Source organism: Xanthocytophaga flava (assembly GCF_030068545.1).
In the GTDB taxonomy this organism is placed as follows: Bacteria; Bacteroidota; Bacteroidia; order Cytophagales; family 172606-1; genus Xanthocytophaga; species Xanthocytophaga flava.
On the sequence record NZ_JASJOR010000007.1, the window covers coordinates 271,462 to 289,950 of the forward strand.

The 18,489-nt window shown below is 37.7% G+C and carries 15 protein-coding genes; 9 read left to right on the plus strand and 6 right to left on the minus strand.

Annotated elements, in window-relative coordinates:
• Positions 1-41: 41 nt before the first annotated feature.
• Both QNI15_RS13230 and QNI15_RS13235 read left to right on the plus strand, forming a co-directional pair.
• Entirely contained in the window at positions 42-1,013 is a 972-nt protein-coding gene (locus QNI15_RS13230) for an AAA family ATPase (protein ID WP_313999871.1), read from the plus strand.
• A 92-nt stretch (positions 1,014-1,105) separates the two neighbouring features.
• A complete protein-coding gene (locus tag QNI15_RS13235) occupies positions 1,106-2,431 on the plus strand; it encodes a DUF58 domain-containing protein (protein ID WP_313999874.1) in 1,326 nt (441 codons plus the stop codon).
• 448 nt (positions 2,432-2,879) lie between these two features.
• On the opposite strand, the gene QNI15_RS13240 is transcribed toward QNI15_RS13235, so the two are convergent.
• Positions 2,880-3,419 (minus strand): hypothetical protein, encoded by a 540-nt coding sequence (locus QNI15_RS13240; protein ID WP_313976672.1) that lies wholly within the window; start codon positions 3,417-3,419, stop codon positions 2,880-2,882.
• Between the two features lie 460 nt (positions 3,420-3,879).
• On the opposite strand from QNI15_RS13240, the gene QNI15_RS13245 reads away from it, so the two are divergent.
• Positions 3,880-5,172, plus strand: a complete 1,293-nt coding sequence (locus tag QNI15_RS13245; RefSeq protein ID WP_313976671.1) for a GDSL-type esterase/lipase family protein — start codon at positions 3,880-3,882, stop codon at positions 5,170-5,172.
• Positions 5,173-5,334: 162 nt separating this feature from the next.
• Positions 5,335-6,843, plus strand: coding sequence for an MBOAT family O-acyltransferase (locus QNI15_RS13250; protein ID WP_314032099.1), 1,509 nt, complete (start codon positions 5,335-5,337; stop codon positions 6,841-6,843).
• 92 nt (positions 6,844-6,935) lie between these two features.
• Here the strand turns inward: QNI15_RS13250 and QNI15_RS13255 are convergent, their stop codons facing one another.
• A complete protein-coding gene (locus tag QNI15_RS13255) occupies positions 6,936-8,546 on the minus strand; it encodes an MFS transporter (protein WP_313999882.1) in 1,611 nt (536 codons plus the stop codon).
• Positions 8,547-8,785: 239 nt separating this feature from the next.
• Between QNI15_RS13255 and purN the strand changes: the two genes are divergently transcribed.
• The 5 genes from purN (at position 8,786) to QNI15_RS13280 (ending at position 13,869) form a co-directional block, all read left to right on the plus strand.
• Positions 8,786-9,361: a phosphoribosylglycinamide formyltransferase gene (gene purN, locus QNI15_RS13260; RefSeq protein WP_313999885.1), complete on the plus strand. Its 576-nt coding sequence runs from the start codon at positions 8,786-8,788 to the stop codon at positions 9,359-9,361.
• Between the two features lie 249 nt (positions 9,362-9,610).
• Entirely contained in the window at positions 9,611-11,137 is a 1,527-nt protein-coding gene (gene purH, locus QNI15_RS13265; protein WP_313999888.1) for a bifunctional phosphoribosylaminoimidazolecarboxamide formyltransferase/IMP cyclohydrolase, read from the plus strand.
• Between the two features lie 184 nt (positions 11,138-11,321).
• Positions 11,322-12,347, plus strand: coding sequence for a rod shape-determining protein (locus QNI15_RS13270; protein ID WP_313976666.1), 1,026 nt, complete (start codon positions 11,322-11,324; stop codon positions 12,345-12,347).
• Positions 12,348-12,454: 107 nt separating this feature from the next.
• Positions 12,455-13,303: a rod shape-determining protein MreC gene (gene mreC / locus QNI15_RS13275; protein ID WP_313999891.1), complete on the plus strand. Its 849-nt coding sequence runs from the start codon at positions 12,455-12,457 to the stop codon at positions 13,301-13,303.
• Between the two features lie 53 nt (positions 13,304-13,356).
• Positions 13,357-13,869 (plus strand): Rod shape-determining protein MreD, encoded by a 513-nt coding sequence (locus tag QNI15_RS13280; protein ID WP_313999894.1) that lies wholly within the window; start codon positions 13,357-13,359, stop codon positions 13,867-13,869.
• Between the two features lie 6 nt (positions 13,870-13,875).
• On the opposite strand, the gene QNI15_RS13285 is transcribed toward QNI15_RS13280, so the two are convergent.
• The 4 genes from QNI15_RS13285 to gatC all read right to left on the minus strand — a co-directional run bounded on the left by QNI15_RS13285 (position 13,876) and on the right by gatC (position 18,450).
• On the minus strand, positions 13,876-14,604 hold the full coding sequence (locus tag QNI15_RS13285; RefSeq protein WP_314032117.1) for an ABC transporter ATP-binding protein: 729 nt from the start codon (positions 14,602-14,604) through the stop codon (positions 13,876-13,878).
• 77 nt (positions 14,605-14,681) lie between these two features.
• Positions 14,682-14,813 (minus strand): hypothetical protein, encoded by a 132-nt coding sequence (locus tag QNI15_RS13290; RefSeq protein ID WP_314032101.1) that lies wholly within the window; start codon positions 14,811-14,813, stop codon positions 14,682-14,684.
• A gap of 36 nt (positions 14,814-14,849) precedes the next feature.
• A complete protein-coding gene (locus QNI15_RS13295; protein WP_314032102.1) occupies positions 14,850-17,843 on the minus strand; it encodes a tetratricopeptide repeat protein in 2,994 nt (997 codons plus the stop codon).
• A gap of 319 nt (positions 17,844-18,162) precedes the next feature.
• Entirely contained in the window at positions 18,163-18,450 is a 288-nt protein-coding gene (gatC, locus tag QNI15_RS13300; RefSeq protein ID WP_313999906.1) for an Asp-tRNA(Asn)/Glu-tRNA(Gln) amidotransferase subunit GatC, read from the minus strand.
• Positions 18,451-18,489: the final 39 nt, after the last annotated feature.

Below are 18,489 nucleotides of genomic sequence, written 5' to 3' on the forward strand. Positions count from 1 at the left end.
TCTAAATAATCTAGCAATCATTTATAAAACAGAATTTATTAATGAACGAATTTGAAGCACGTACAGACCTGAGCCAGTTACGGGATGCTGTTGATCAGGTGAAAACTGAAATTGGAAAAGTAATTGTAGGACAGGAAGAAATGATAGAATTGCTACTAGCTGCTATTCTGGCAGATGGTCATGCACTTATAGAAGGAGTTCCCGGTGTAGCCAAAACGTTGACGGCCAAACTGATTGCCAAGACGGTATCTGTTGGATTCTCCCGTATTCAGTTTACCCCCGACTTAATGCCATCTGATGTGTTGGGAACTCAGGTATTTAATCAGAAAAGTTCAGAGTTTCAGTTTAAGCAAGGACCTATCTTCTCAAATATTGTTTTGATTGATGAGATAAACCGCTCTCCTGCAAAGACACAGGCTGCTTTATTTGAGGTAATGGAAGAACGTCAAATAACGGTTGATGGCACGACTTATCTGATGGATGCTCCTTTTCTTGTACTGGCAACCCAGAACCCGATAGATCAGGAAGGAACCTATCGGTTGCCAGAAGCCCAGCTAGACCGTTTTCTGTTTAAAATAGACGTGAAGTATCCAAACCTGGATGAAGAAATACAGATTTTGACACAGGCTCATTCCCGAACCTCCCATACTGCAATAGAAGAGGTAAGCCCTGTTCTTACAGTTGAACAGATTGCTCAATACCGTCAGCAGGTGAAAGCGCTTCGTGTGGATGCCAGTCTTATCCGGTATATTGCTCAGATTACAAACAATACCCGAAATAGCCTTTCATTATCATTGGGTGCATCTCCCCGGGCTTCTCTAGCTATATTGAATACTGCCAAAGCTATTGCAGCTATTCGTGGACGTGATTTTGTAACACCTGAAGATATTAAACGCGTCACCATTCCTGTACTGCGCCATCGGGTAATGCTGACTCCTGAAAGAGAAATGGAAGGTGTAATAGCTGATGATATTATAAAACAGATTCTGGATGGTATTGAAGTACCCAGATAACAGTTTACACATGTTTCTGGCATTTTAACGTATTTGTGTGTTTTAACAGAATAACTCTTCTGAAAATACACAAATACAGATAGTAATAGCTTATGATACGATCTCTCTATCTCAACAATCGTTTTTTTATTGTAGTCATCGCCATTATCGGACTGTGTTGTCTGGGTTTTGCCTATCCCTTTTTTTTTACAATAGCTCAGGTAAGCCTATTGGTTACAGGCTTTTTGTTGATTGCAGACATTCTGCTATTGTATCGCCAGAAAAATGGGATAAAGGCAAAACGGAGTGTACCTGAAAAACTATCTAATGGGGATGATAATCCAATAGATATTTCTTTGCAAAATGGCTATGGATTTCCTGTGACAATCCGGATGGTAGATGAAGTACCATTCCAGTTTCAGTTGCGGGATATGGATCTCCGTTTAACACTGCAAGCCAGAGAGAACAAACAGGTAAGATATACATTACGGCCAGTAAAAAGGGGAGAATATCAGTTTGGGGCCCTTAATATCTTTGTTTCCGGAATAATTGGGTTGGTTCGAAGACGATACATATTTGATCAGGGCGAATCTGTACCTGTATATCCATCGTATCTGCAAATGAGAAAATATGAGCTTCTGGCTATCTCGGATCGTCTGACCGAAATGGGCATTAAGAAGATCAGGAGGATAGGGCAGAACCGCGAATTTGAACAGATAAAAGAGTATGTCCAGGGTGATGATATCCGGACTATTAACTGGAAAGCTACTGCACGACGTAATAACCTCATGGTGAATCACTACCAGGATGAGAAATCACAAAACGTATACTCAGTGATTGACAAGGGGCGGGTTATGAAGATGCCATTTGAAGGAATGAGCCTGGTAGATTATGCAATCAATGCAAGCCTGGTACTTTCAAATATTGCCGTTCTGAAAGAAGACAAAGCAGGTATTATTACATTTAATCACAACATTGGAACTGTACTGCCTGCAAGTCGTAGTAATCTGCAGATGAAAAGCATCCTTGAGGTTTTATATAATCAGCGCACTAACTTTAAGGAGTCTGACTATGAGTTATTATATACCCGCATCCGGCGAGTAATTACCCAACGAAGCCTGGTGATATTATATACTAACTTTGAAACCTTGTCCAGCATGGAAAGGCAACTGCCTTTTCTGGTACAAATTGCAAAAAATCATTTGTTGGTAGTTGTGTTTTTTGAGAATACAGAATTAGTAGAAATATTAGAGAAGCCTGTATTCAATACAGAAGAAGTGTATAAGCAGACAATAGCACAAAAGTTTGCCTTTGAAAAAAGGCAGATTGTGAAGGTACTACAACAACACGGTATTCATGCTGTACTTACCCCCCCACAAAAGCTAACCGTAAATACTATCAATAAGTACCTGGAGCTGAAAGCAAGAGGTCTGATATAAAATATGAGATTTTTCTTCCAATAAAAAAGGATCTGTTATGTCAGATCCTTTTTTATTGGAAGAAATTTATGTAATCCCATTCTTGTCAGACAGGTTTAATCTATTTATCATTCACCACAAGAGAAACCTCATGCGTATATTTCTATGCAAGCAAGAGCTTTGCGGTGAATTCCGATCAGATTTTGTTTTTGCAGTGAACTATGCGCAAAACAAAAAAGTGATCGGAACTCCAGTCAAAATGAAAAATGATTGGAATTATGTTTAAAAGCAAATGTGCTATGTATACTATGCAAACTTTTCATTAGTCAGAGGGCCTGCCTTGTCTTCTTTGAAAAATATTTTGCAGTGAACAATGCACAGACAGGACATCTTTCCAAAAGAAGTTGCTACCCTTTATTTATAATTAATATGAATCAGAAAGGCGTATTAGACTGATATACCATAGGAATTATAAAGGATCTGCAGTGACTTTGAACGTTGTATTTATTTTCAGTTCCATTTCTGGCCAAGGCGCAGAACGAGTTACCACTTCATTTTCAAGTGTATAATTTGATTTTTTTATGTATTCATCCAGTTTCTCCTGAGTAGGGTCGAGCTCCAGCTCTTTTCCAACAGTTGTAGGTATACTCGTTTTAGATGCAATCAGAACTTTAGGTAGACCATCTGCTTTAATGTATATTTTAATCGATTCAATAAAACGGAAGTCTGCATCACTGGGTGACGTAATGGCTAATTTAAGTTTTTCAAGGACAATGTTTTTAACCAGGTTCGCATTTGTACCTTCGTTTTCAAATGTCTGACTTGAGTTAGTAGTAATAGATGGTGTAGGAACAATGTTATTGAAAATAGGATTGACCATGTTGGCACCTGGTATTGTACAGGTTGACTCATTGTTAATCCGGAAAGTAAGCAATCGATTCAGTTGATCTTTACAGCTATAGCTTAAGAAGGAAATAAAGAGGGTAACAGCAAGTAAAACTTTTTTCATAAAAGAGTTAGAGATTAAATAAACAATATGTTGAGGGGTATATCATACAAACTACGGGAAAACCAGAGACATGGTTTTCGCACTTTTACAGTTTATAGGATATATGTAAGAAAGTGCTGAAACTGATCAATTTTAGAACTTTCTCTGTAACAGAATGATATAGAGTGAAATGGCAAAAATCCTGGATGAAAAGGAGAATTGGGATTGTGAAGAAGAATTTTTCTTTGATGCTGTAAATAAAAGAAAGTGATGAAATAAGTTTCAGGAAGAGATAGGAAAAGGTTATAAAAATACAATTTGGCAATAGAAACAAATCTGTTCTTACGTTTTGATCACGATAATTTATTACTTTAGGGTTTATAAATTGAAAAACTTTCTGCAATATTTGTATAAAGAAAGTTTTGTTAAAGTGCTTTTTCTGAATCTGGTAAGGAAGTAGCATATAAAATGTCAATTCATTATGACACAAAAGATTGTTTGGGGACTACTGGCTTTGTCTCTTTTGTTGTCCTCTTTCTCTGGTAAATTGCCTGTAAGCTCGATACAGCCATATTCTTCCAAAGCAGCTAAGGCTGCCAGTGCTTATCCTTTCATCAAGCAGGATAAAAATCAAATTATAACGTATCAGGGGGAATCTATGAAGTACTTCTATGCTTCGTTAGATTCGCTTAGTCACCATACCAAACAGAAGGTTAATGTTATTCATATAGGAGATTCTCATATACAGGCAGACTTCTTTTCGGGACATTTACGTGAAATGCTTCAGGCAGATACTCTCTTTGGCAATGGAGGACGTGGCCTGGTATTTCCTTACAATGCCGTTCGCACCAATGCTCCTGACAATCTGAAGATTGCCTATACAGGTATATGGGAAGGATGTCGCAATATTTCAAGAGATAAAAGCTGCAACTGGGGGCTCGCAGGAATTACGGCTACTACCTATAGCCCTGTAGCAACCTTAACTATAGATCCTACCACGAAGGCTGTGTTACCTTACTCCTTTACAAAGGTCCGGATATTTTTTGATACGCGTGATTCTACGAACTTCCTGTTAAAGATTTTAAACCAGGATACTCCACTAAATATAAAGCTGGAGGATGGATATGCTATATTAGAGTTACCTCGTCCCACTACTACTATTACACTTGGATTTGAGAAAAGCAGTGAAGGGCAAAATCATTTTACATTACAGGGAATTGCACTTGAAAATGATCAGCCTGGTATACAATACCATTCTGCAGGAGTGAATGGAGCAGAAGTGACGTCTGTACTTCGTATGCCTTCTCTGGAAAAAAATATGGCTGTATTAAAACCTGATCTGGTGATTATTTCTCTTGGTACTAATGATGCATTTCGTAATCTGGATACTAAATTATTTAAGCGTAATTATGGCGAGTTGATCCAACGTATTCGCCGTGCCAGCCCTCATACGTCTATTCTATTAACAACTCCTGGTGATAATCTGCGTGGAAAGAAATATGTTAACCCTGATAATGCCAAAGCAGTAAAAATAATGAATGAGTTGGCTGAAGAAACAGGTGTAGCTGTATGGGATTTTTATGAAGTAATGGGTGGCTTACAGTCCATTAAACGCTGGTATGTAAACAAACTGGCTGCCTATGATAAGGTGCATCTGACTCAGCATGGTTATATGCTTCAGGCAGAACTTCTATATGATGCATTGTTGAACGATTATGAAACCTACAAGCATAACAAGGAAGGCCGTCCGCTAGCTGCAGGTGGAGGTAAATAATAAGCTATAGAAATGAATACAGATGTTGAGTAAGCAGATATTTATCTGCTTATTTGCATTTATATACAACTCGATTTCAATTAAATACACTCGTTAAACTCTAATTTATAATTACACTTGCTTACACTTAAAGACATCTTCAGTTTTGATCCGCAACACCCTATGATCTTTACCACACCCTTATTTTGGGTGTTTTTTGGTGTGGTCCTGCTGATCTATCAGTTCATTTATCCAAACCATACTTTACGCAATGTTTTTCTGTTAATCTTTAGCGTATTCTTTTATTATAAGTCTGTTGGTTATTTCTTTATTCTACTGATTTTGACTGCCATCATTGATTATACAATGGGTTGGCAGATATATCAGACACAGACAAAATGGAAGAAAAAATTTTTTATTGTGTTGAGTTTGTGTTTAAACCTGGGTTTGCTTTCTTATTTTAAGTATGCTTATTTCTTTGCCAGTATTCTGAATGAAACATTCGGATGGCACTTACAACCAATAGACTATCTGGCTGTGTGGTCTAATGCCTGGACAGGAGGTAAGCTGGATATTTTTAAAATTATAGCTCCAGCCGGAATCTCATTTTATACATTTCAGAGTATCAGCTATTCAGTTGATATTTATCGGGGGCATTTGAAGCCAGTAAAGAGTTTTTGGGACTTTGCCTTTTTTGTTAGTTTCTTTCCGCAGCTTGTGGCAGGACCTATTGTTCGTGCGGTAGATTTCGTTCCTCAGATTGATAAACCCTATAAAGTTAGTGCAGAGGAGTTTAACCATGCAATCTATCTGATTGTAGGAGGATTGGTTAAAAAGATTCTGGTATCTGATTATCTGGCAGCTAATTTTGTTGATCGGGTTTTTGATAGTCCTGAGACATATACAGGATTTGAAAATTTAATGGCTGTATATGGATATACCATTCAGATCTACTGTGACTTCTCTGGTTATACAGATATGGCTATTGGAGTAGCTCTATTATTAGGCTTTCGCTTAACGATCAACTTTTTATCTCCTTACTCTGCTGTGAATATTACAGACTTCTGGCGGCGTTGGCATATATCGCTTTCTACCTGGTTGCGTGACTATTTATATATCTCCTTAGGTGGAAACCGAAAAGGTAAAATCCGACAGTATTTAAATCTGTTTATCACTATGTTGCTGGGAGGCCTATGGCATGGAGCCAACCTGAAATTTATTATATGGGGTGGTTTACATGGTCTTGCATTAGCCTTTCACAAACTTTGGATGGATATTACAGGATCAAAAAACAAAACCTCTACAGGTTTGGGTCGTTTCATTGCTCAATTTATCACATTTCATTTTGTCGCTTTCTGCTGGATGTTTTTTAGAGCACGTGACCCTGATCAGGGAGCATGGGGAGTGGATTGGTCAAAAGATGTATTGATGGTATGGAGAATGTTAAATCGTATTGCCTATCATTTTGAGCCTCAGTTAATCATTCAGCAAATCATTGCTTACAGGTTTATATTTCTGATTATGGTTACTGCGTATCTGATTCACTGGTTGCAACGGCATACAAAAGAGACATTTGAAGGATGGTTTGGGGCAGTACCTGATTTTGTGAAAGCGGCTATCATTGTTTGTATTATAATGGCACTTTATCAGGTTAAAACAGATACTCAACCTTTTATTTATTTCCAGTTCTAAGTTGATTTAACCTCTACATGTATAAAAGAAAAGGTGCTGCATTCTCCAATGCAGCACCTTTTCTTTTATAGGATTAGTTAACAAATCTCAGATTAATGTCCGCCACTCATAGGTTTGTCAAAGTCCATTCCCTGTGATTTTAAGATGCCTTTCACACGGATAGCAAACCATGCCAGATACAGGAAGCCTACAATAGGAACTATATATGACCAGTGGATACCAATTGCAGGTACATCTGCCAATCCTCCCTGGAATGGCGGGATTAAGGCTCCTCCTAATATCATCATAATAAGGAATGCTGATCCTTGGCTTGTGTACTTCCCTAATCCAACGACTGATAAAGCAAAAATACAAGACCACATTACAGAACAACACAATCCACCACTGATAAAGGCAAAGACAGCAACTTTTCCGGTCGTAAATAAACCTAATAACATTGCAATAACACCCAAGACACTTACTGCCAATAGTGTTTTAGTTGGCTTCTCTTCTCCCCAGAACATAACTGCAATCAAAACACCAATACACAGTACATAAATGTATAGGTCACTGACATCTGTACCACGTAGCATATTTACACCTAGGATAACCGCAAAAGCTAGTAAAGGAACTAGAATTGTAGCGATTATCTTCGAGTTCTTCGATAGGTTAAATACAGAGATAGCACCAATCCATCTACCAATCATCATACTGCCCCAATACAAAGAAATGAAGTGAGATATATGAGATTCGTCTAAGCCACCAAACTCAGGTAATTTCAACAATGCACCCATATTACTTTGAATGGTAACCTCTGTACCTACATAGATAAAAATTCCAATCATCCCTAAGATTAATTGAGGAAACTTGATTGCTCCCCAGCCATCACTGTTCTTAATAGCACTTGTGTAAGAAACAAACAATATAACCAGCACCCCTATGATTGTTAGAGATATTAAAGCGAGGCTGCTTATTTCTGTAAACAAACCTAATAATATAACAACTCCTACCAATGCAGTCATTACCAGTAAGGAATTGGTAGCCTTTGTTGTTTTCTCAAATTTCTCATCAGTAGTCACTCGTGGTAGTTTGGAAACTGCAAAAATAATAGCAACTAATCCAAAAACTCCTGCCAAAATTAAATATAATGAATTGATTGATTTAATATCCGCACTAGCACCTGCACCTTCTGCTACATTACCAAATAACAAAAAACTAACTACTAATGGGCCAATAGTTGTTCCAAAAGAATTTAATCCACCTGCCATATTAAGTCGATGTGCACCTGATTCTGGGCTTCCCAATGCGATAGCAAAAGGTTGAGCTGCTGTTTGTTGTAGTGAAAAGCCAAGGGCCACTACAAAGAAAGCTCCCAAAATGAGGCCAAACGAACCTGCATTAACAGCAGGAATCATGCATAATGCCCCTATAATAGAGATTGTCAGTCCAAGTATAATACCATTTTTATACCCTATTTTATTTAATATATCAATTCCGCTGGCTACAGAGAAAATATAGAGGAGTAGTGATCCAATATAGTATGCTCCATAAAAAGCTGTGTCTATTAATTGAGACTGAAATTGATTAAGATTAAAGTGTGTCTTACAAAATGGAATGAAGATCCCGTTGGAGGCAGCCACAAACCCCCAGAAGAAAAAGACGGTGATAAGAATAAAAAACTGGGGGTGAGTACCAGTTTTAGTTTGCTCTTTAGTTATAGACATAATTATTGATTGAGGTATAAGTTACAGAGTCGTAAAAATATCCAAAAAAAACTAAATAAAAACGAAATAGAGATATTTAGAATAATTGAAATAGCCTATTTGCCTGATTAGGCGTTACTTAGATAGTTAGAAGATTTTAGGTGGATTTAGTTCTGGTAAGCCGAGCGGTTTTTGCCAAACATTATTTTATGAACAAAATTTAATTTGCACCTTTGCACTCCTTTATACATACCCCCTTTATGACTTCTATTGCCATTTTTGCTTCCGGTTCTGGCTCCAATGCTCAAAAGATCATGGAATATTTTGACAATCACCCTTCTATTCAGGTAAAGCTGGTATTGTCAAACAAAGAAGATGCACCTGTATTATTACGGGCAGCTAATTTTATGGTGCCCACGTATGTGTTTGACCGCAAAACATTTTACGAAACAACCAAAGTAGAGGAGGAACTAGCAAGCTATAAGATAGATTATATTGTACTGGCAGGATTTCTTTGGTTAATACCTCTTCCGTTGATACAGAACTACCCTGATAAAATTATCAATATTCATCCGGCACTGTTACCTAAATATGGAGGAAAGGGAATGTATGGAATGAAAGTGCATGAAGCTGTGGTACAGGCAAAAGACACAGAAACAGGTATTACTATTCACCTAATTAATGAAGAGTATGACAAAGGTGAGCATCTCTTTCAGATATCTTGTGCAGTTGAGATTGGTGATACACCAGAACGTGTGGCAGAAAAAGTACATGCGTTAGAACATGCACATTTTCCAAGAATAATTGAAGATTGGATACAGAGAAGAGGTAGATAAATAGACTGGATTGACTTGATGCAAGAGAGATGGGAGATAGCTGGTTATTGAAGAAATATGAAAAAAAATACTATTTCTGATAGTGTATTTTAAATCAATCAGCAAAAAAACTAACTTTGCGCCTTCGTTTTTCTTGAGTACGATTTTGATTAGTTTTTAATAGTTAAATTACATCCTTTAGCCAGCTGGTAAGCTGGAATATTTTGTTTCTGTATCTGCCTATTCACTCTATCAGCAATTTCAGTTTTTATGTCTTCTCGTAAAATACAATCAGCCCTGATTTCTGTTTATTACAAGGATGGTCTTGCGCCTATTGCTCAATTGCTTCATCAACAAGGTGTTACTATATATTCAACTGGTGGAACACAGACGTTTCTGCAGGATCTGAATATCCCTGTAATTCCAGTAGAAGAGCTGACATCGTATCCATCTATTTTAGGTGGTCGAGTAAAAACTCTTCATCCTAAGGTTTTTGGAGGGATTTTGCACCGTCGCGATGAGGCAGCTGACTTAGATCAGGTAAAACAATATGAGATCCCTTCTATGGATCTGGTGATTGTAGATTTATATCCATTTGAAGAAACAGTTGCTTCAGGTGCCTCTGAAGAAGATATTATTGAAAAAATAGATATTGGAGGCATTTCTCTGATACGTGCTGCTGCGAAAAATCACAAAGATGTTGTCATTGTTTCTTCTCGTGAACAATATGCAACATTAGAGCAAATATTACGTGAAAAGAACGGAGAAACCGAACTCGCTGACCGCAAGCATTTTGCTGCTCAGGCTTTTGATATAACTTCTCATTATGACACTGCCATTTTCAATTATTTTAATCAGGAAGAAACGATTCCTTCATTGAAAATATCGGAGCGTCAATCTCAGACATTACGTTATGGCGAAAATCCGCATCAAAGAGGATGGTTCCATGGTGATTTAAATGCCATGTTTGATCAATTACATGGTAAAGAATTGTCTTACAATAACTTACTGGATGTAGATGCGGCTGTGCTTCTTATTGAAGAATTTAAAGGAGAAACAGCATATGCCATTCTGAAACACAATAATGCATGTGGAATTGCAGTAGATCCTAATCCAACTCAAGCCTACCTGAAAGCCTTAGCCAGTGATCCTGTTTCTGCATTTGGAGGTGTTATTATCACTACAACTGAAGTAGATATTGCCACCGCAGAAGAGCTAAATAAATTATTTTTTGAAGTGTTGATTGCTCCCTCATTCAGCCAGAGTGCATTTGAGTTACTTACAACTAAAAAGAATCGGATTCTTTTAAAGAAAAAAGATGTAACATTGCCTAAAATGCAGGTGCGCACAGTCTTAAATGGTATCATGCGTCAGGATCGGGATGCGAAAATGGAGACAGTGCCTGAATTACGTACTGTAACTGACAAAGTACCAACAGAAGCCGAAAAAGAAGAATTGATTTTTGCTGCAAAAATTTGTAAGCATACTAAATCAAATACTATCGTTTTATCAAGAGACAAGCAATTGATTGCTAGTGGGGTAGGGCAAACATCCCGAGTAGATGCTCTAAAGCAAGCTATTGAGAAAGCTCGTTCTTTTGGATTTGATCTACAAGGTGCTGTTATGGCATCAGACGCTTTCTTCCCATTTGCTGATTGCGTCGAAATTGCACATGGGGCAGGGATTACAGCTGTGATACAACCTGGAGGATCTATTCGTGATCAGGATTCTATCAATTTTTGTAACCAGAATGGTATGGCAATGGTCACGACAGGAATTCGCCATTTTAAACATTAATGCCCTATATAAATCTACATAAATGTAGAAAATCTTACAAGGCATAACTCTTGTGTCAAAAGTAGTATTTTTCATAGATTTGCTTTTGGCTGTTTTGTTTGTAATTTTGGAGATTTAGTGGTTTATACATCTAAGTATGAGAGTTGTTTGATTTGTTTGAACTAATGTAATTCAAAGAAAATATATGGGATTGTTTAACTTTTTGACAAGTGATATTGCGATAGATCTGGGCACTGCTAATACACTGATTGCACATAAAGACAAGATTGTTGTAGATGAGCCTTCCATCATTGCTATTGATAAAATGAATAATCGTGTACTGGCTATCGGCAAAGAAGCCATGCAGATGCACGAAAAAACACATGAAAATATCAAGACAATCCGGCCTCTTAAAGACGGTGTGATTGCTGACTTTACCGCTGCCGAACAGATGATCAAAGGTATGATCAAAATGATCGATACTGGTAGCAAGTTATTTACTCCTTCTCACCGGATGGTAATCTGTATTCCTTCTGGAATTACGGAGGTTGAAAAACGGGCCGTTAAAGATTCTGCAGAACATGCAGGTGCTAAAGAAGTATATATGATTTATGAACCAATTGCAGCTGCAATCGGAATCGGTATTGATATTGAACAACCGGTTGGTTCAATGGTTGTTGATATTGGTGGAGGTACAACAGAGATTGCGCTTATTGCTCTTTCTGGTATTGTATGTGATCAATCTATACGGGTAGCAGGTGATGTCTTTACGAAGGATATTCTGGACTATATGCGTCGTCAGCATAACTTGTTGATTGGAGAACGGTCTGCCGAACGAGTGAAGATTGAGGTGGGTTCTGCTTTGACTGAACTCGAAGTACCACCAGCTGATTATGAGATCCGTGGACGTGATTTGATGACCGGTATTCCTAAGACTGTAAAGGTTACTTTTACAGAGATCGCGTATGCTCTGGATAAATCAGTATCTAAAATAGAAGAGGCAGTATTAAAGGCACTGGAGATGGCTCCTCCTGAATTATCTGCAGATATTTATACTAATGGTATTCACCTTACTGGTGGAGGTGCTTTACTACGAGGTTTGGATAAAAGAATTGCCGCTAAGACTAAGCTTCCAATCCATGTGGCAGATGATCCTTTAAAGGCTGTTGTACGTGGTACAAGTCTGGCTATGAAAAATCTGCGTAGTTTCCGTCCTGTATTGATGACCTAATTTTTACTGAATAGGGAACAACGCAAACATAACTTCGTATATAGGATGTTTTAGTATAATTCATCTAGGTATACATTTGCGTATTTCCCTATTCACACTACAAGAACATGCAGCGGATTTTTTGGTTTTTATTTACTTACAGGGCTTTCATTCTATTTGTACTGCTGGAAATTTTCTGTGGATGGCTTATTGTGAAAAATAATGCCTACCAGGGAGCCTATTTTTATAATTCTTCAACCCGATACACTGCGGATGTCCTAAAAAAGACACAAGAGGTAAAAGATTATTTTGGGCTTAAAGATGTCAATCGGGAACTGGCTGCAGAAAATGCCCAATTACATCAGATGTACGAACAACTTGCATTGAGTAAAGTTGCACAGCAGGGGAGTTATAAGCCTGATTCGGCGCTAACTCAACGATTTAAGTTTGTTGCTGCGAAGGTTATACGTAGTTCTACTGTTTCACCACGTAATACCATTACAATAGACAAAGGTACATTGGATGGGATTAAACCTGATATGGGAGTCATCTCTCCACAGGGAGTAGTAGGAAAGATAACGGCATGCTCGGAACATTTTTCTGTAATAACTTCTATATTACACATCGACTATAGATTATCTTCACAGATAAAAAAGAATGGAAGTGTTGGGACTGTAGAGTGGGACGGTAAAAATAGCCAGATATCTGCAATGAGATATGTTCCACGTTATGTAGAGGTTCAGGCAGGAGATACTGTCGTAACATCCAGTTATAACTCTGTATTTCCACAAGGTGTATTGGTTGGTGTTATTAAGAAAGTTAGTGCTGCACCATCTGAAACTGCGTATGACCTGACAGTACAGTTGGCAACTGATTTTAACAGATTGTCTTATGTATATGTAATCAACAATATTTACAAAGAAGAACAGGAGATACTGGAAAAGAAAAACGTTCCTGTAGAATCAAATACGCCATAATCTATATCTGGGAAAGAAAAAGATATCTATAAGCAACCGGCGGCCGACTTACTATGAATGGTAGAGAATTTTTTTTGCAAGCTATATATTTTGTCATTTATGTAGGGTTACAGATGGTTTTTGTCCGTAACCTGGTTGTATTTGACGTAGCTTTTTGTTTTGTCTATGTAGCATTTATTTTATTGCTGCCTCTGGAGACAGATACTGTCCTATTGTTATTGCTTTCTTTGATAACGGGTCTGCTTGTAGATTCTTTCTATGATACAGCGGGGATACATGCCGCAGCTTGTGTGCTAATAGGGTATTTGCGTCCATGGGTGATTCGAATTATTACACCTCGTGGGGGATATGACCAGAACCTGAGGATATCACTGGATCATATGGGAACAGAGTGGTTCTTTTCTTATTCCCTTATTCTTATCGTATTTCACCATCTGGCTTTATTTCTCATTGAAGCAAGCCAATGGAGTTTGGTTCCATTGGCGTTACTCAAAACACTTTGTAGTTCTGTATTTACCTGGATTATGTTGGTTATTATTCAGTATCTTTTTTATCGGAGACGATAGACTGATTTACTTTATCAGGCCGTTAGCTTCTACTCTGGCTTTTCTGATCTCTGTATTAATGATATCTGTTTCGATTAATCCATCGCGAAGTCTGACAATGCGGTGTGCATAACGTGCTATGTCTTCTTCGTGTGTTACCATGATAATAGTATTGCCTTTGCTATGTAATTCCTCAAAAAGGTCCATGATCTCATAAGACGTTTTGGTATCAAGGTTTCCCGTAGGTTCATCGGCCAGTAGGATACTTGGATCGTTGACAAGGGCACGTGCTACCGCAACCCGTTGGCGCTGACCTCCTGATAGCTCATTAGGCTTATGTTTATATCGTTCTCCCAATCCTACACTTCGTAAGGCTTCCAGGGCTTTTTCTGTTCGGTCTGCCTTGTTAAATCCTGCATAAATAAGAGGAAGCGCTACATTTTCCAATGAAGAAAGACGGGGAAGGAGATTAAAGGTTTGAAATACGAACCCAATTTCTTTATTTCTTATCTCTGCCAGTTCATTGTCACTCATATCACTAACATCCTTACTATTCAGGATATATTTGCCATTAGTGGGGGTATCCAGACAACCGATAATGTTCATCAAGGTTGATTTTCCCGAACCCGATGGACCCATAAATGCAACATATTCCCCTTTATTAACAGATATAGTTACAGATTTTAGGGCTTCAATTACCTCCTCACCCATGATATATCGTTTGGAGATGTTGTGGGTTTCAATGATCTTCTTCATCGGATTAGTTTGATAGTTTAATCCTATCTCTGTATGAGTACAGAAGTAGGGATTTGGCATGATATGGATAATGTTAATTAGAAGAACTCGCACACAATTACCAATACCTCCAGAATAATGGAAATGACGTCTGTCGGTTGTTTGTTTTTTTGTGATGACTCTGATTCCTCAGGATTCATGGAGTCTTCTGCTGATTTTTCCAGTTCCATATATTCATGGATTTTTCTATTTTAAAAATAGAGAAATTACTTCCATTCTGCCAGCTTTTTTTCTATCAAAGCTCGTTTCTCTTCGTATTTTGGTGCAAAAGACTGATAATCGGCAGGGGAGAGGATTCTCTTGAGCTCTTCCATTCCTTGGGCTGCATAGTCTGTAAGATTTAATTCAAGTGATTGTAGAACATAGGCTTTCTGAATTTCAGGCGCCATAGCATTTGTTTGTAGCGCTGTAGTTAAGATCTCATAGCCCCGATCCGGATTATTCTGACGATTATAAAATTCTTCAGTAGCCAGAACGATGCTTTCATCAAAAGGAAGTTCTTTCATTGCTTGCAGATAATATTTTTCAGCCTCTGCTTTTTTACCTGCACTAGCTGCTATCTCTGCCTGATAAAATGTCTTTCTTGGTGAATGAGAAGAGGTGATAAGCTTAGCCAGTGTATTCCAATCTTTTTTCAGCCATACCGTTTTTAGTTGTAGTTCATTAATTAACTCTTTTGCTGAACTATCAGTAACAGACAAAGACTGAAGCGCCTGTAGGTCACTTTCTGCTGCACTGGTATTGTTTGCATTCAGATGATTCTCTGCCAGATACAACAAAGCAGATGCTCTAAAGCTTAGATCATTAATACTGGATACAACAGGAGTAAGATCCTCTTTTTTACTAAAGTAGACCAATGCCACTTTCTCAGCATCAGATAAAGAATCTGTTTTATATCCGGATAGAGTATGTGTTACTTTGGCCATCGTATTCGATACTCCTCTGAATTGAGGTATGGGGCTCATACGTAATGCTTGCCATAGGGAGTCTGCTCTTCTAAAATCCCCAGTTTCTGTTAATGCAAACCCTTGGTTAACTAAACTAAGTGTATCTCCTGCCTTGACAGCTTTTTCAAACCGATATACGGCTAATGCAGGAGCATTTTGTTGTAAATACCAGGTACCTAATGTTTTATTTAAGTGTGCTGACTGTTGCCCACTGGTTCCTTGTTCCGTATTTTTTAAAATATCTACTCCTTTTGCAATGTTTTGTGTATAATATAACTGTACAGCTTGAGCAAAATCCAGATAGCTGGTGAACAAGGAGTTTTCCGGTTTGGTGGTTATAAGTTTGAGTTGGTGAGCAGGAACAGTATCCTTATCTGTTTTGTGGTTCAGAACATAGTTATACAAGTAGGTAAATCGTTCTCGCGTTAATAGAGTATCTGGAATTGGAAGATAAGCTTGTTTATCCTGTTTATGTAAAATATTGCTCATCACCAGTCGGTTGCTCTCCAGAGCATAATAACTGGATGGCTGGATTGTTCCAAATATCGAATCTATTTTCTGAACGGAGAGATTTTTAGCCCAGAAGGCCACAAGGTTGGTTTGTACTTCTTCAGATTTATTTGTGAGATCAAGTGCCTGATTATAATAATAATATGCGGAGTCTAGTACATGAGTTTTTTCATACAAAATGGCCAGATTATTAAATAATTCACCACTATTTGGAAACTTCTGTGTACCTTCTTTGAGTGTAAATAATGCCTCGAAAAACAATTCCTCCTGACTATAAAGCTGGCTTAACGCTGCATATGTATAAGGGGTGGGCTTATTGGTAATTGCCTGTTTTAAGAAGGCGGCCATAACTTCCGGGTTGTTGTGTTGCTTGGCAATGGTCGCCAATGCATAATTGGATTTATGGTTGCGTTGCTGAAATAGTAATGCTTTCTTGTAATAAGATTCAGACAATACATAACTCTTCTCCGCAAAGTAAAGGTCTCCCAGATAGTTATGATAGCCTGCAACTCCTTGGTTAAATGGCAACATGCTAACCCTGAATAAAAGAGCCAGCATAATCAAAGCTGCCAGTGCAAATGAAAGTCCAAAGGGCATGATACGAGGCTGATACATTATTTTATGTACAGGTAATCCCTGAGTCATTGGACCACGGAAATTAATTACTACATACATGTAGAATGCTATCCCCATTGCCAGATGTGAATAGATAATGGTATCCTCATACATATCCATCATTGGATCATTGCCTGTGGCAATAGCATATCCGATACTACTTATAGTGATAATGCCCAACACCACATAGAGCATAGTACTATATGGATCCGATAGCCAGGAATCTACTCGCTTGCGAAATCCCCATATCCCCAGTATAAGAGTAATAATGAGTAGATAAAATCCATTAATGTATAGGAAGTTCCAGTCAATAAGACCTGAGTTATACAGATAAGAAACTATTAGATTACCTACATAAAAAAGAGTAATCACTGTAAAATGGAAAAGACTGTTACGACTGGTGGTTATGCCTGTATTAGTGATAAGCAGCAACAAATGAGAAGGGATCTCGTGAGCTGTAATAAAGATAAACAATACACTGATAATTGCCAGAATTCGTGTACCATACGACAGAATACTCATGGACGGATTGTGTATTGCTGCAAACTTTATGGAGATAAAAGCTACAAACAAAATCACTAGCGTAAATGTCAGCAATCGGATGGGTAGTGATATGTCAGGACGGAATGCATGGAAATAATAACTAACAGGTAGAATAACTATAAGAAATACAATAAGGATTGTAAAGTTAGAGAATCCCCATACCTGTAATATATCAAACTGAAATGATGTGAATAAGGCTATGACAACCATCATGCTTCCCAGATACCACCACCTTGATAATGAAGGCAACAAGCTTAGTATCCATATCATAGCAATCGCAACACTACCGCCATAAATATATGTGGCTATATCATTGATTTGCATGTCTGAAGCTTCAAACCATTCTACTACGAGAAAGCTTGGGGCTGTTGTTGTAAAATTGAATATACCTTTTGTAAAGCTGTCTATGTCAAAAGAAATATCCTGAACTTCATTTACCGTATTCCAGCTAATAACAGAATTGGCTCCTATTACCTTTTGAATGAAATAGATAATAATAGAAATGCCAAACAGAACAAAAAGGCTTATATATAAACGACGATACAGAGGGAGCCAACGGTTCCAGAAAAATAAATCCTGTTTCATGTAGAAATGCAAAACAATAAAATGGATAAAGGCCTGCTGTTTATTCAGACCTGGAAAATCTTTCAGTAATTGAAAAATAATGTAAAAGAATAGATATAAGTGTGAGCTTATCCGTAGGTAAGTAAATACTAATAAGCTATAACACAATAAATTATAAAGGATATTTCTTTTACAAAACGATGGGGCAAATATGATATATACATTGTGTTTGCCAAAAGTAAATCAGGCAAATTGCGAAACAATGTAAGTTTTTGATGAAAAAGAATCCCCCAAAAAGATCTGTAAGTTAAAAAAGTTAGGAAGAGTGCCTGAAAATGCCTTATTCTATCACTTTGGGTACGCGAAAATGCTCTCCATCCTGTTTAGGCGCGTTTTCAAGAGCTTTAGATCGAGGTAATGTTTCAGAAATAATATCCTCGCGCATTACATTAAGGTCAGTATTAATATGAGTTAGTGGCTCTACATTACTTGTGTCTATCTCGCTTAATTTCTCTACCCAGGTTAAAATCCGGTTGAGATCATTCAGGATTTCTACTTCATCTGATTCTTTCAAATCCAGACGAGCTAGATTAGCAATTTTACGTAATGTATCTTGATCCGCATTCATAGTAAGTATCTATCTACCTGTTAGTATTCTGATTGGGAT